Consider the following 12,961-nt stretch of genomic DNA (forward strand, 5'->3'; position numbering starts at 1 on the left):
CTCTGCTGGTGGCGCTCCTCCTAGGAGCGGCCACGTCACACGCATGACCAGGGCCGTTCGACACGGACGGCCCTTTCGCATGCCCGGCATGCACCCCGCCCCCTCTGGGCGACCGTGGCCGTCCCCGACGCCGCCACCGCACCCCAGAGAGGACCCCAGAAAATGCCGAGCCAGCGACTCCTCACCGGCGACCGCCCCACCGGCCCCTTCCACCTCGGCCACTACTTCGGCACGCTCCAGAACCGCGTACGCATCCAGAACGAGGGCGCCGAGGTCCTGCTCGTGATCGCCGACTACCAGGTGATCACCGACAGAGACCTGGCCGAGAACCTGGTGACCCACACAGAGGGCCTGGTCCTGGACTATCTGGCGGCGGGGATCGATCCAACCCGCGCAACGATCTTCAACCACAGCGCGGTCCCCGCCCTCAACCAACTCCTCCTCCCCTTCCTCAGCCTCGTCTCCGTCGCCGAGCTGAACCGCAACCCCACCGTCAAGGACGAGATCGCGCACTCGCGCCAATCCGCCGTCAGCGGGCTGATGTTCACGTATCCGGTCCACCAGGCCGCCGACATCCTGTTCTGCAAACCCGACGTCGTCCCGGTCGGCCAGGACCAGCTCCCGCACCTGGAGATCACGCGCACGATCGCGCGCCGCTTCAATGACCGTTACGGGTACGTCTTCCCCGAGCCCGAGGCCCTGCTCTCGTCCACGCCCCTCCTGCTCGGCACGGACGGCGGCAAGATGAGCAAGTCCCGGGGCAATTCGATCCCCCTGGGCGCGACCCCTGACGAGACCGCCGCCGTCGTACGCCGAGCCGTCACCGACGCCGACCGCCGCATCACCTACGACCCCGCCACCCGCCCCGGCGTCTCCGCCCTGCTCGACATCGCCGCGCTCTGCCAGGACCGCGACCCGCACGAGCTCGCCGCCGAGATCGGCGACGGCGGCGCGGCCGAGCTGAAGCGCACGGTCACGGACGCGGTGAACACCTTCCTCGCCCCGCTCCGCGCCCGCCGCACCGAGCTCGCGCAGGACCTCACGTACGTACGAGAGGTCCTGCGCGAGGGCAACAAGCGCGCCAACGCGATCGCGGAAACCACGCTGGACGAGGTGCGGGCGGCGATGGGCGGCTTCCGGTAACCGACGACCCGGAACTTTCTCGTACGAGGTCGCAACCCTGGCCGGGGCCGGACGTCTGGTGGTGTGAAGGCGCCCTTCAGATCACCGTCACTTCCTCACTTCACACAGGAGAGTCCCATGTCCACGCACGCCAAGCGGAACCTCCGTCCCAGCCCCCGAGTCCTGGGCGCCGTCACCGGCCTCGCGGTACTCCTCGGCGGCGGCTTCGCCGCGCAGGCGGCCGTCGCCGACTCGGGCGGCGGCAAGCCGTCCGTGACGACCCCCGGCACGTCGGCCCCCGCCAAGACGGCCAAGACCGCCACCCCGAAGGTCGCGGACGAGGGCAAGGCCCAGTCCGACAACGCCCCCAAGGTGATCAAGCCGGGCAACGGCACTACGAAGTAGCAGCGGCAGCCTGCTTTTAGGGGCGCGGGGAACTGCGCGACCAGCCGAGCACGGTCCGCAGAAGAACGAATAGAGGCCAATGCAGTACGCGATTCCCGCCGCGCACCCCTGGTGGTCCAGGCTGCTCGCCCGCATGTCCCGGACCGGGGTCACAAGAACCCTGGTCCGGGGCCCGTGGGCGTCCGCAACGTCCCACGACGACAGGCCACCCACGCTCACCGAGCTGTACGTGGCGCGGCGGCTCGACATGGTGCGCCTCGCACTGTTCCTCGTCGACGACCTCCCCACCGCCGAGGACGTGGTCCAGGACGCGTTCGCCGCGATGTGCCGCAGATATGGCACGTCCCTGGACGGCCTGAAGGACCCGGGGTCCTACCTCCACACCGCCGTGGTCAACGCGTCCCGCTCCGTACTGCGCCGCCGCCGCACGGCTCGCGCGTACATCCCGCCCCACGAGAACCCCGGTCCACCGGTGGACGAGGGCCTGCTGCTCGCGGAGGAGCATCGCCAAGTGCTCGACGCGCTGGGCGAACTGACGAATCGTCAACGAGAGGTTCTGGTCCTCCGCTACTGGTCCGAGCTGACCGAGGCGCAGATCGCGCAGACGCTCGGGCTCGCGCGCGGCACGGTGAAGTCCACGGCGAGCCGCGCGCTGGACATCCTGGAGAGGAAGCTGGGGACGCCCCGATGAAGCCGAACGCCGAGGACCGCATTCGGGCCGCCCTGTCCGCCCGAGCCGAACTGGTCACCCACCACGACCTGAGCCGTAACGCCCCACCGCAGGGCCGCAGTTGGGGAGTCCGGAGGGTACGCCGGGTCACGTACGCGGTGCTCGGCGCCGCCGCTGCTGTGACGGCCGTGTACCTCTTGGCGCTCCCCGCCACCTCGCCGCCCCCGACCCTGCCCGCCCACACGCCGCGTATCACCGAACCCGCGCCGTCCCCGCCCGAACAGTCCCCCCGGGTCATCGACACCCCGTAGAAGCTGCGGACCCGCGCCCCTAGGAGGGCCCGAAGGGCCCATTTGAGGGGCGCGGGGAACTGCGCGAGCAACCACCTACTGGCCGCAGACGAGCGCTACGAGCAGGAGCCCGTGCCCAGCGCGTTGAGGTGGCAGGTGAACGTGAACGTGTGCGTCACCGTCTCCGCGCCGCCGTCGGCCTGAAGGACGGACGCCACCACCGTGGGATGGTCACCGGAGTTGACGAAGCCGATGTCCACGGTCAGCGGGATGTCGAGCGTCTCGGTGCCGCCGTTGCCGGGTTCTACGACGACTCCCTCGCCGACATCCACCCCGCCGTCGAACACCGCGGCGTTCACGGTTTCGAGGGCCCCGAGGTCCGTGTGGAGGAGAGCGTCGTGGACGTTGAACGGGCGGTGTGCGAGGACGTCGATGCGGTCGATGCGGATGTTCAGGCCGTCCACCGCGCCGGCGGGCGGGGCGGAGGCGGTCACTGCCGCAACGGTCAGCAGCAGGGCGGCGAGTGCGGAGAGACGTGATCTTGCGTTGCGCATGGCTGTTCCTTTCGCGACCGCGGGGCCGCAAGTGCGGGTGCTGTGCGCGGACCCCGCAGTGCTCGGAGTGTCCTGCGGGACGCGCACGGTGACCAGCCCGGTGAACAGGGCGTGCGGAAGCACGGATAGGGCGTACGTAACCTCGTGCGCCGTCCCACGCCACGGCGTGAACGCTGGGCTCACGCCTGGCCGCGGACCCGGTCAGGATCCCTTGGCATCCTCAGCCACGCGGCGATCGTTCAACTCACCGAGGGAACCGACGTACTTGAGCATCAGGCGGGCGAACTCCAGGCGGTCGCGCTCGGCCCAGTCGGCGGTGATGTACTCGAACGCCGCGCGCTGGTGGCGCCGAAAGCGCGCCATGAGGTCGGCGCCTTCGGGGCTGAGCAGGAGGACGGTGCGGCGGCCGTCCTGCTGGGAGGCGGCCCGGATCAGGTAGCCCGCCTTGATGTTGTCGGTGACCATCCGGCTGGCGACCGAGGGGTCGACGGCGAGGAGTTCGGCCACCGCTCCGACGGTGATCTCCTTGTCGGAGTCCCGGGTGTGCTCCAGGACGATGTTCAGGACCAGGGTGCGGCCCAGGTCCTTGGCCGAGATGGGGTTCTCGACCTCCAGCAGCGAGGTGCGGCGCAGCTTGGAGAACGCGGGACCCACGGCGTCCAGCAGCTCCTCGGCCGTCTGCGGCTCGTTCGTCGTCATGCACCCATCGTAATGTCCATGAGCTTCAGAAGGCATGTGTTGACATGAAATTACGTGCATGCAAGCATGCATATGCCGACAAGCATGCTTCACGAACCTGTTTCGTAAACCTGCCTCGCAGACCTGCTTCGTAGACCTGCTTCGCGAACCTCTGGAGTTCCCATGACCACCCTCATCACCGGCGCCCGCGGCAAGGTCGGCCAGGCCGTCATCAACCGTCTGCACGCCGCCGGCCTGCCCGTTCGCGCCGCCAGCGCCAAGCCCGCCGAGCTGGTCGTCCCGACCGGTGTCGAGGTCGCCGAAGTCGACCTCAGCCGCCCCGAGACCTTCCCGGCCGCGCTCGACGGCGTACGCCAGGTCTTCCTCTATCCCCAGCCCGACGGCATCGACGCCTTCGTCGAGACCGCACGGGCCGCCGGCGTCGAGCACGTCGTCCTGCTGTCGTCCTCCTCGGTCCTGGCCCCCGACGCCGAGACCGACCCGCTGGCCTCGCACAGCCTCCTCGTCGAGCGCGCCCTGACCGCGTCCGGCCTGCCCTGCACCTTCCTGCGCCCGGACGCCTTCGCCAGCAACGCCCTCGGCTGGTCCTACTTCATCGGGCACGACCTGCCGATCCAACTCGCCTACCCCGAGGCGCACATCGCGACCATCCACCCCGAGGACATCGCCGACATCGCCGTCGAAGCCCTGACCGGCACCGCCCTCCGCGGGCGCGCGCTCACTCTCACCGGCTGCCAGTCCCTCACCTTCCGCGAGCAGATCGGCGTCCTGTCCGAGGTCCTCGACCGCGACATCCGCGTCGAGACGATCACCCACGAGCAGGCCGAGCAGCAGATGGGCCGTTTCATGCCCGCCCCGACGGTCGGCTCCCTGCTCGCCCTCTGGGCCGCCGCGTCCGCAGGTCCGGCCCCCATCGCCGACACCACCCGAACCCTGCTCGGCACGCCCGCGCGCACCTTCCGGCAGTGGGCGACGGAGAACGCCGCCGCGTTCACCGCGCGCTGACCGCCGCCGCTCCCACGCCCTGCTCGGCCCGGCCGACTGGAGCTCACCGCGAACGGCCGCCGACGCCTCGTCGACGTCGAGGACCGGATCAGCGCGTTCCGAGAGCTGTCCATGACCGGCATCACCACGGAGGAGTACCGCACGGCCGTCAGCGTCCTGGAACGCATGACTGACAACCTCGAAACCCGCTGATCACGGTCGTCGGGCGGCGACCGCTAAGTCGACGGCTAAGACACCGTCTTCACTTCGCTGTACAGGGCGTCGCCCATCGGAGACCCCTCTCCGGTGACGTGATCGCGGATCGACGCGAGGTACTGCTCGCGGCTGATGCGCCCGTCCCCGTCGGTGTCCAGCGCGTCGAACGCGGCGTGAGCATGGTCGGCGGGATTGCCCAGGGCCTCGCGCAGCACGGTGAACTCCGACCGGGTCAGGGCGCCGTCCGCATCGGCGTCGGCGAGGTCGAAGAGCGCGCCGAGCGTGGGCGCGCAGACGCTGGCGAACGCCTCGTCCCCTGCCCACGCCGCGTACTCGTCGAAGGTCACCCCTCCGTCGCCGTTCGCGTCCATCGATGCCCAGGCCTGCTCGCCCGCCACGCGTGCGGCGATGACCAGGGGGTCGTCCTCTTTGCGTCCCGTCGCCGCCACCACGTGTTTGGTACGCGCGAGGTACTCGTGTCGCGAAACGATGCCGTCTCCGTCCGCGTCCAGCATGGCGAAAACGCGTCGCTTCGCGAGGGTGTCGTCCACTGAAGTTCCTTTCATCAGGTTGGTACCGGCTCGGGCAGTGCGTTACGGAAACCGGGATCGCAGTGGTGCCGTTACGGGGTGAGCGTCACGGTGACCGGCCCGCCCGCCGATGTCAGCCCTTGGGGCGTCAGGCACGCGGTCAGATCGGTGCTGAGCAGGGTCTTGGTCTGCACGACCGTGGCACCGGTGAACTCCCCGGATTCCACCGTGCCCGTCAGCACGAGCACGGTGATGCCATTGGGCTTGACCTCGATCGCCCCGGTGTTCCTGACCGCGCTGGACCGCCCGTCGCTCCAGTAGTAGGTCGTCCGGCTGGAGACGGTGCCGGTGAGGCAACTCGCGGTCCCACTGCCCTGGGTGGTGAACGACGCACCGGTGATGCCGTGCCCGGTCAGATCCACACACCCCGACACGCTGCCCTGCCCGGTGAACGACGTGGGCCGGGGCGTAAAGGTGAGGCCCGGCTGGTAGTGACCGGTCTGGCTGCCGACGAGGCAGGTGAGGTCCGCCAGGCCGACCACCGGGACGGTGTGCGCCTGGGCGGAAGGCGCGACGAGAACCGAGCCGAGAACGAGGCCGAGGCCGAAGATCACGCGTCGTGTACGACGGAGCATGCGTCCACTCACTTCCATAGGTCGAGAAACAAGCCGTCGGCCACGCGCACCGCACGCCCCGACCGGCAGGACATGGCTTACCGTCACCACCGCCCCTTCAGGCCGCCCGCGCCCAAGTGCACCCGTCCGAGTGGACGTCTTCCGGCCACGCGCCCTTCAGGGGCGCGGGGCTGTGACATTTGCGGCTCCGCCGCGTGGGCGCGACAAGCCCCCACCGGCCCGCAGTTGAAGAACCCGACGCCCGCAGGGCTTTCGGGAAGGGGCGGGGTGGGGGCAAAGGGGCGCGGGGCTGTGTCGATTTGCGGCTCCGCCGCGTGGGCGCGAGCAACCCAGCACGGTCCGCAGCCTCACCCCGGCGGTCGCACATCACACTCGAACCACACCGTCTTCCCGCCCCACAGATGCGGCAGCACCCCCCACCGATCCACCACCGACGCCACGAGAAGCAACCCCCGCCCCGACTCCGGGAGTTCGGCCACTTCGTCGAACAGAGCCGTGGGCCGCCGAGGCGGAGTCGGCAGCTTCGGACAGTCGTCCGTGATCTCGACACGAATGCCGCGATCACGCGCGAGCAGCAGCACCTGACAGTGGCTGCCCGGCACATGGCGTACGACATTGGCCACCAGCTCGGTCAGCGCGAGCTCCGCGGCGTCGGCCAGCACGGTCATGGACCAACTGGTCAGGTACTGGCGGAGAATCCGGCGCAGATGCCGGGCCGAGTGGTCGCCGACGGTGAGGTTCATTCCGTAGCGCCTCCCAACTGCCGCCTCGAAGGGGTGAGTTGCGTGATTCACGTCACCAGAGTGAGTTGATCTGGTTACGCTCGGCTACGGGCTGAAAATCCAGCTCACTTCGTGCGGTTGGGGGTGACCCTTAGTCATGGTCAACATCCGAGACCTCGATCCCAGCGCCTCGCCGCTGGACTACTACGGTTCCGAATTGCGTCGCAAACGCGAGGGAGCCGGTATGACCCAGGAACAGCTGGGCAAATGCATCTTCTGCGCGGCGTCGCTGATCGGCCAGATCGAGACCGGCCGCAAGATCCCCACGAGGGAACTCTCCGACCGCCTCGACGCCGCGCTCCTCACCGAGGGCTTCTTCGGCCGCTTGGTGGGGCTGGTCCTGCGGAGTGTGCTGCCGTCGTGGTTCCAGCAGTACGCGGAGATGGAGGCGCGGGCGACGTTCATCAACACGTTCCAGACCGAAGTGGTTTACGGGCTGCTTCAGACCGAGGACTATGCCCGTGCCGTACTCGGTGTCCGGCCCGACAGCGACATCGACGGGCTCGTCGAGGCTCGCATGGAACGTCAGCGGATCCTGGATCGTGACACCCCGCCGCTGATCTGGACGGTCCTGACCGAGGCGGTGCTGCATCAGGAGATCGGCGGCCGCGACGTCATGCGCGCCCAGCTTCAGCACCTGCTGCACGCGAACAAGCAGCGGGAATGGGTGAAGCTTCAGGTCCTGCCATTCACGGTCGGCGCTCACGCGGGGCTGCCCGGCTCGTTCAACCTCCTGCGGTTCGAGGACGACCCGGACGTCGTCTACACCGAGGACTTCGTGCAGGGCCATATGACGGCCAATCCGCAAGCTATCAGGGAGGGTTCACTCAGTTACGATCACTTGCAGGCCACCGCTCTCTCTGTAGAGGACTCGGCGGCATTGATCACGCGAGTGATGGAGGAACGCTATGGGGACCATTCAGGACTTGACCGGCGCCCTTTGGCGTAAGTCGTCCTACAGCAGCAGCACCGGCGGGGACTGCGTCGAGTGCGCGCCCCTCGGCGCTGCCACCTGGCAGAAGTCGTCGTACAGCAGCGACACCGGCGGCGAGTGCGTCGAAATCGCCACCCAGCCCCACCGCATCGCAGTCCGTGACTCCAAGAACCCCGACGGCGGGGCGTTCACGATCAGCCCCGCCGCCTTCACCGCGTTCGTACGTACGCTCTGAACCTGGGGACCGTCAGAGCCGCCTCCGCACTCGCACAGGCGACCCTGGCGGCGGGCTGGGTCCTGCCGGACACTGTGGCGTGCGTCGCGCTCGGACCGCCCGCCGAGCGCGACGGCCCCCATCGTCGGCTGCCGCCGTCGGTACTTCACGCCACCTCACGTAACCCTGTGTCGCTCCACGTCACCCCATCCGTCACTCGCGTGGCGGAACGCCTCACCTCCACTTAGCGTCGGAAAAGGGACTTTCCCCGCTACGGAGGTGTCGTACGCCATGGGCCGTCACACGGAGGACGCCGTCGAGGAGGCCAGGGCGGCACGGATAGCGGCCGCTTCGGCGCCGGAGGCGAGCGCCGAAGCGGTCATCGGTGACGTGAGTCCGGACGGGCGGCCGTCGCGGGGCGCGGGCGCGGCCGTGGCCGCCGCGCCCCCGTCGTCCCACCTGGGCGCCGCCCACGAACACCGTTGGCTGGTCCTGGCGGTCATCGGCCTCGCGCAGCTGATGGTGGTGCTGGACGCCACCATCGTGAACATCGCGCTGCCCTCCGCGCAGCGCGATCTCGGCTTCAGCGACGGCAACCGCCAGTGGATCGTGACGGCGTACGCCCTGGCCTTCGGTTCATTGCTGCTGCTCGGCGGCCGTATCGCGGACCTGGTGGGCCGCAAGGCGGTGTTCCTGACCGGCCTGATCGGCTTCGCGGTGGCGTCGGCGATCGGTGGCGCGGCACCGAGCTTCACGGTATTGGTGATCGCCCGCGCCCTGCAGGGCATGTTCGGCGCGCTGCTGGCACCGGCGGCGCTCTCCCTGCTCACGACGACGTTCACGGACCCGAAGGAACGGGCGAAGGCGTTCGGCATCTACGGCGCGATCGCGGGCACCGGTGGCGCGGTGGGCCTGCTGCTCGGCGGTCTGCTCACCGAGTACCTGAACTGGCGCTGGTGCCTGTACGTGAACCTGATCTTCGCGGCACTGGCGTTCCTGGGCGCGCTGCGCCTGCTGCACCCGGGAGCCCCGGCCGACCGCCCGAAGCTGGACATCCCGGGCACGCTGCTGGTCTCCTCGGGCCTGTTCTGCATCGTGTACGGCTTCTCCAACGCCGAGAAGCACGCGTGGAGTTCACCGCAGACGTGGGGGTTCCTGGCGGTGGGCGGGGTGCTGCTGGTGGCGTTCGTGCTGTGGCAGTTGCGCGCGACCCATCCTCTGCTGCCGCTTCGTGTGGTCCTGGACCGAGACCGAGGGGCGTCGTTCCTGGGGATGTTCATCTCGGGCGCGGGGATGTTCGGCGTGTTCCTGTTCCTGACGTACTACCTGCAACAGGTGCTGCGGTATTCGCCGGTCAAGACCGGACTCGCCTTCATCCCCATGGTGATCGTGATGATCGCGTCGTCGGTGATCGCGCAGAACAAGTTCGTGCCGCGGTTGGGCGCGAAGCTGATCGTGCCGCTGGGTATGGGTCTTGGCGCGGCGGGCCTGGTGTGGATGACGGCGCTCGACGTCGACAGCACGTACGCCCCTCATGTCCTGCCGCCGCTGCTGGTCCTGGGCCTCGGCATGGGTCTGATCTTCGCCCCCGCGATGAACCTGGCGACGGCGGGTGTCGCCGCCCATGACGCGGGTGTGGCATCTGCCATGGTCAACACCAGCCAGCAGGTGGGTGGTTCGGTGGGGACGTCTTTGTTGAACACCCTGGCGACGAGTGCGGCCACGCATTACATGGTCGGCAAGCAGCCCACGCCGTCCGTTCTGGCGAAGGCGCAGCTGCACAGCTATGCGACGGCGTACTGGTGGTCGGCGGGGTTCTTCGCGCTGGGTCTGGTCGTGACCCTGGTCCTGTACCGGAAGGGGCCGCCGCATCCGCATCCTACGGAGGGTGGGGATGCGGGGCCGGTGCACATGTGAGGGCGCGGGTGTTGTCGCCTGCGGCGGGCCGATTCCCCACCCCACCCCTTCCCGAAAGCCTCCGGCGGGTGTCGTTCGTCTGCGGACCGTATGTGGCTGATCGCGCAGTTCCCCGCGCCCCTTAAGGGGCCCTTCGGGCCCTCCTGGGGGCGAGGGCAAGCGGGGCCCGGTTCTTGATGGGCCCGGAGGGCCCTCTTAGGGGCGCGGGGAACTGCGCGAGCAACCCAGCACGGTCCGCAGAGAAAGCGGGGTGCAGGGGGCGCAGCCCCCGCTCGGGGTCCGGGGGCTGCGCCCCCGGGAAACACACCTCAACCCCCACCCACTCCCGGAGGGTTTAGGGAAGGGGCGGGGAGGGGCTCAGGCAAACAGGAACGCTGCCGCCGTCGTCGCCCCCAGCGCCGCCCCCGCGACCACCTGCCCCACCGTGTGGTACCGCAGGCGTACACGGGACCAGCACACCGCGACCGTCAGGGCATACGCCAGCAGCCACCACACAGAGTGCACCGCGGCCAGCAGCGCCACCACCGCCGACGCCACGGCCGCGTCGACCGAGATCTTCCAGACCGTGTTCACCACCAGCAGCCCGATCGTCATCACCCACAGCGCGAGCATCGCCGCGAGGATGCCGAGGGGTGCGTCCCACACGACCATGACCAAAGAGCCCGTGCCGATCGAGCCGAGGATCACGAAGAAGATCGGCGCCCGCTTCGTACGGTCGACCACATGACGGTCGCCCCACGTCCCACGCGACCGCTCCCACTCGATGTACCCCGCCGGGATCAGCCCCGCGCACAGCGCCCCGAGGAAGCCCCACAGCAGCCCCGTCCAGTCACCCGCCGCCGCGAGCCCGATGCCGAGCATGCCGACGAGAAGGCAGTTACGGGGCTGGAGGACGTTGGTGACGGCCAGCGCCACCGGGTGCCGGGAGGGGTCGTCCAACCCACTCGTACGGGCGACAACAGTGCTCACGCCGACGCCCCCTCGACAGGCCGCACCCGCGCCAGCACCCGCCGCGTCGCCTCGGACGGAATCACCCGGTACGCGGCAGCCACCCGCACCAGCCACGCCACCTCACCGTCCTGATCGGTGGCATGCTGCGGCTCGACCGCAGCGGCCCGACCGGCGGCCGCACCCTCCGCCTTCGCCGCAAGCGCCGCCTTGATCCAGTGCGCCTCGGCCAGCGGCCCGGCCTCGTCACCGGACGCGGGAACGGCCTCCTCCGCCGCCCACCTCGCGGCCCCGACCAACTCGTCCGGCACGTAATGCCGCAGCTTCTCCACCGCGTCCGCGATGTCCGCCGCCCACCGGTCGATCCGCAGGTCGGCGGGCGTGTCGAAGCGCGTCAGCTCACGCAACAGCGAGGCCGGCGGCTCGAACGGCTGGTCCGGGAACGCCGTCATCAGCTCGTACCAGAGAGGGTGCAGCCGCGCCGAAGCCCGCCACAACCGCACCCGTCGCCACCCCTTGCTGAACGCCGGAATCGACGCGCCGAGCGCGAAGAACGCGAACAGCACGATCTGCGAGGCTTCGGTGATCTCGTCGAAGTGCAGCGCGAAGGACTTGCTCGGCTGGTCGACGACGCTGACCCACAGGAACAGCGTCCGGCTCACGGTGTACGCGACACCGATGAACATCGCGAACGTCATCATGCCGAGCCCGACCCGAAGATGCCGCCCCTGCGCGTTCGCCGTGGCGAGCGCCCACTGGTACGCGCAGACCGCCGAGGACGCGCCCAAGTACAGGTAGAACACGGTCATGTAGAGCGTCGCGCCCCACTGCCCCGCGTGGTTCGACACGAACCGGTCGGACGGCACGGACCGGTCCACGACCGTGAAGAACAGCACGGTGAGCAGGATCAGCGTCGCCGCGGACGCCTTCGCGGCGACCCGCTGCACGGTCCGTGCGAACCGTACGTGCCGCGGAATCGCGCCCTCGTCCGGGAAGTGCCCGTAGATCGCGACGATGTAGCTGAGGATCGCCAGGATCGCGATGGTGGCGGTGTAGTGCTTGATGAGCACGGCGAGGTCGGTGACCTCACTGTCGTTCAAGGTGATGCGTACGAACTTGGTCTTCGTCCACAGGGCCACGGCGAACCCGGCGTAACAGCCCCACAGGGCACGTCGGCGCTTGTCGTCCTCGTCACCCCACAGGGCGGCGGGCATACGCCACAGGGCGACGGCGGTCATGAGCGCGGCTATGAGATAGCCGGCGAGGTCGAGCGGAGTCATTCGGGGGGATTCCTCGGGGGCAGGAATGGGGGAGTTGTGCGTGAGCGGGGGTCGTGGTCTTCGTACGGGGGTTACTGGTTCCCAGTTCGCCGGAACAGGCCGCGGCGGCGGTGGGCGACCGGCCGGGAGAGGGAGTTGGCGAGCCGGCCGACCATGTCGTCGCTGGTCACGTCCATGGCCATCCGGGGGATGAGGGAGGCCCCGAACTCGGCGACGCGTTCGTCATGGGTGTCGTACTGGGCCCGGGCCTGGACGGTGGCGCCCGAGTTGACGACCCGCTGGATGAGCGAGGTGTCGAAGACGGGCAGCAGCGTCTTCAGCTGGTCGGCGTCGAGCGTGGTGCCGTGGTCGAACCACTCGTGGCAGAGCTCGTGCAGGATGACGTGCTGGGTCTGGTAGTCGGTGGGTCGCCGACGGTAGAGCACGAAACTGGTGTTGCCGGACTTCAGCCGCAGTCCACAGGCGGCGTTGACGCGCGCGAGGCGGTCGGGCAGCTCCCGCAGCACGATGGTCCGGCCACGGGCCTCCTCCATGTTCGCCACGAGGGCCGCGATGCTGAACGGAGCGGGAATGGGAAGGTCGGCGAGCCCGGCTTCGCACTCCTTCCGCAGCTCGCGCATGGACATGGAGGCCTCTGGGTCCCTCTGGGCGTGGTCACGCGTGCGTATGGGCAAGCGACCGGTCGCGGGTACGCGTATGTCGCGTACGCGAAGGACGTACGCGCGATCGAGTCGGCGCATCTTAACGAACGACTCCGAATTACGGCGACGGGAGCGGGCCG

General features: G+C 69.3%; 16 protein-coding genes. 8 read left to right on the forward strand and 8 right to left on the reverse strand.

The genetic code is table 11. The features are described 5' to 3' along the window. Positions 1-162 precede the first annotated feature (162 nt). The 4 genes from trpS (at position 163) to BG418_RS28075 (ending at position 2,508) form a co-directional block, all read left to right on the forward strand. A complete protein-coding gene (gene trpS / locus BG418_RS28060; RefSeq protein WP_188276792.1) occupies positions 163-1,143 on the forward strand; it encodes a tryptophan--tRNA ligase in 981 nt (326 codons plus the stop codon). A 117-nt stretch (positions 1,144-1,260) separates the two neighbouring features. After that, complete coding sequence (locus BG418_RS28065; protein WP_188276793.1) at positions 1,261-1,527, forward strand: hypothetical protein; 267 nt, start codon at positions 1,261-1,263, stop codon at positions 1,525-1,527. A 79-nt stretch (positions 1,528-1,606) separates the two neighbouring features. After that, a complete protein-coding gene (locus BG418_RS28070) occupies positions 1,607-2,218 on the forward strand; it encodes a SigE family RNA polymerase sigma factor (RefSeq protein ID WP_188276794.1) in 612 nt (203 codons plus the stop codon). Next, positions 2,215-2,508, forward strand: a complete 294-nt coding sequence (locus tag BG418_RS28075) for a hypothetical protein (protein ID WP_188276795.1) — start codon at positions 2,215-2,217, stop codon at positions 2,506-2,508. Before BG418_RS28070 ends, BG418_RS28075 begins: the two co-directional genes overlap by 4 nt. Before the next feature lie 95 nt (positions 2,509-2,603). Here BG418_RS28075 and BG418_RS28080 read toward each other — a convergent pair whose 3' ends face one another. Continuing rightward, positions 2,604-3,041 (reverse strand): hypothetical protein, encoded by a 438-nt coding sequence (locus tag BG418_RS28080; RefSeq protein ID WP_188276796.1) that lies wholly within the window; start codon positions 3,039-3,041, stop codon positions 2,604-2,606. Positions 3,042-3,242: 201 nt separating this feature from the next. Further along, a complete protein-coding gene (locus BG418_RS28085) occupies positions 3,243-3,740 on the reverse strand; it encodes a MarR family winged helix-turn-helix transcriptional regulator (RefSeq protein WP_188276797.1) in 498 nt (165 codons plus the stop codon). 162 nt (positions 3,741-3,902) lie between these two features. Here BG418_RS28085 and BG418_RS28090 point away from each other — a divergent pair, with 162 nt between their 5' ends. Further along, on the forward strand, positions 3,903-4,745 hold the full coding sequence (locus BG418_RS28090; protein WP_188276798.1) for an SDR family oxidoreductase: 843 nt from the start codon (positions 3,903-3,905) through the stop codon (positions 4,743-4,745). A gap of 227 nt (positions 4,746-4,972) precedes the next feature. Here the strand turns inward: BG418_RS28090 and BG418_RS28095 are convergent, their stop codons facing one another. The 3 genes from BG418_RS28095 to BG418_RS28105 form a co-directional block, all read right to left on the reverse strand. After that, complete coding sequence (locus BG418_RS28095; protein WP_317453779.1) at positions 4,973-5,491, reverse strand: EF-hand domain-containing protein; 519 nt, start codon at positions 5,489-5,491, stop codon at positions 4,973-4,975. 71 nt (positions 5,492-5,562) lie between these two features. Continuing rightward, positions 5,563-6,105: a hypothetical protein gene (locus tag BG418_RS28100; protein ID WP_188276799.1), complete on the reverse strand. Its 543-nt coding sequence runs from the start codon at positions 6,103-6,105 to the stop codon at positions 5,563-5,565. Positions 6,106-6,452: 347 nt separating this feature from the next. After that, on the reverse strand, positions 6,453-6,899 hold the full coding sequence (locus BG418_RS28105) for an ATP-binding protein (RefSeq protein ID WP_399000575.1): 447 nt from the start codon (positions 6,897-6,899) through the stop codon (positions 6,453-6,455). Positions 6,900-6,984: 85 nt separating this feature from the next. Between BG418_RS28105 and BG418_RS28110 the strand changes: the two genes are divergently transcribed. The 3 genes from BG418_RS28110 (at position 6,985) to BG418_RS28120 (ending at position 9,952) form a co-directional block, all read left to right on the forward strand. After that, positions 6,985-7,836 (forward strand): helix-turn-helix transcriptional regulator, encoded by an 852-nt coding sequence (locus BG418_RS28110; protein WP_188276800.1) that lies wholly within the window; start codon positions 6,985-6,987, stop codon positions 7,834-7,836. Next, positions 7,796-8,056 (forward strand): DUF397 domain-containing protein, encoded by a 261-nt coding sequence (locus BG418_RS28115; RefSeq protein ID WP_188276801.1) that lies wholly within the window; start codon positions 7,796-7,798, stop codon positions 8,054-8,056. The genes BG418_RS28110 and BG418_RS28115 overlap by 41 nt, the downstream gene beginning before the upstream one ends. A gap of 270 nt (positions 8,057-8,326) precedes the next feature. Further along, entirely contained in the window at positions 8,327-9,952 is a 1,626-nt protein-coding gene (locus BG418_RS28120) for an MFS transporter (protein WP_188276802.1), read from the forward strand. Between the two features lie 357 nt (positions 9,953-10,309). Here the strand turns inward: BG418_RS28120 and BG418_RS28125 are convergent, their stop codons facing one another. From BG418_RS28125 to BG418_RS28135, 3 genes are all read right to left on the reverse strand, one after another. Further along, positions 10,310-10,921, reverse strand: a complete 612-nt coding sequence (locus BG418_RS28125) for a hypothetical protein (protein WP_399000579.1) — start codon at positions 10,919-10,921, stop codon at positions 10,310-10,312. Continuing rightward, entirely contained in the window at positions 10,918-12,180 is a 1,263-nt protein-coding gene (locus BG418_RS28130) for an MAB_1171c family putative transporter (RefSeq protein WP_188276803.1), read from the reverse strand. Before BG418_RS28130 ends, BG418_RS28125 begins: the two co-directional genes overlap by 4 nt. A gap of 71 nt (positions 12,181-12,251) precedes the next feature. Next, positions 12,252-12,806: a toxin gene (locus tag BG418_RS28135; protein ID WP_188276804.1), complete on the reverse strand. Its 555-nt coding sequence runs from the start codon at positions 12,804-12,806 to the stop codon at positions 12,252-12,254. Between the last annotated feature and the right edge of the window lie 155 nt (positions 12,807-12,961).

It is taken from the genome of Streptomyces sp. CBMA152, from assembly GCF_014596475.1.
Lineage (GTDB): Bacteria > Actinomycetota > Actinomycetes > Streptomycetales > Streptomycetaceae > Streptomyces.

What these genes read in the sequence shown, in the direction of transcription:
- trpS (WP_188276792.1), top strand. Translation starts at nt 163, where the DNA reads ATGCCGAGCCAGCGACTCCTCACCGGCGACCGCCCCACCGGCCCCTTC.
- BG418_RS28065 (WP_188276793.1), top strand. Translation starts at nt 1,261, where the DNA reads ATGTCCACGCACGCCAAGCGGAACCTCCGTCCCAGCCCCCGAGTCCTG.
- BG418_RS28070 (WP_188276794.1), top strand. Translation starts at nt 1,607, where the DNA reads ATGCAGTACGCGATTCCCGCCGCGCACCCCTGGTGGTCCAGGCTGCTC.
- BG418_RS28075 (WP_188276795.1), top strand. Translation starts at nt 2,215, where the DNA reads ATGAAGCCGAACGCCGAGGACCGCATTCGGGCCGCCCTGTCCGCCCGA.
- BG418_RS28080 (WP_188276796.1), bottom strand. Translation starts at nt 3,041, where the DNA reads ATGCGCAACGCAAGATCACGTCTCTCCGCACTCGCCGCCCTGCTGCTG.
- BG418_RS28085 (WP_188276797.1), bottom strand. Translation starts at nt 3,740, where the DNA reads ATGACGACGAACGAGCCGCAGACGGCCGAGGAGCTGCTGGACGCCGTG.
- BG418_RS28090 (WP_188276798.1), top strand. Translation starts at nt 3,903, where the DNA reads ATGACCACCCTCATCACCGGCGCCCGCGGCAAGGTCGGCCAGGCCGTC.
- BG418_RS28100 (WP_188276799.1), bottom strand. Translation starts at nt 6,105, where the DNA reads ATGCTCCGTCGTACACGACGCGTGATCTTCGGCCTCGGCCTCGTTCTC.
- BG418_RS28110 (WP_188276800.1), top strand. Translation starts at nt 6,985, where the DNA reads ATGGTCAACATCCGAGACCTCGATCCCAGCGCCTCGCCGCTGGACTAC.
- BG418_RS28115 (WP_188276801.1), top strand. Translation starts at nt 7,796, where the DNA reads ATGGGGACCATTCAGGACTTGACCGGCGCCCTTTGGCGTAAGTCGTCC.
- BG418_RS28120 (WP_188276802.1), top strand. Translation starts at nt 8,327, where the DNA reads ATGGGCCGTCACACGGAGGACGCCGTCGAGGAGGCCAGGGCGGCACGG.
- BG418_RS28130 (WP_188276803.1), bottom strand. Translation starts at nt 12,180, where the DNA reads ATGACTCCGCTCGACCTCGCCGGCTATCTCATAGCCGCGCTCATGACC.
- BG418_RS28135 (WP_188276804.1), bottom strand. Translation starts at nt 12,806, where the DNA reads ATGTCCATGCGCGAGCTGCGGAAGGAGTGCGAAGCCGGGCTCGCCGAC.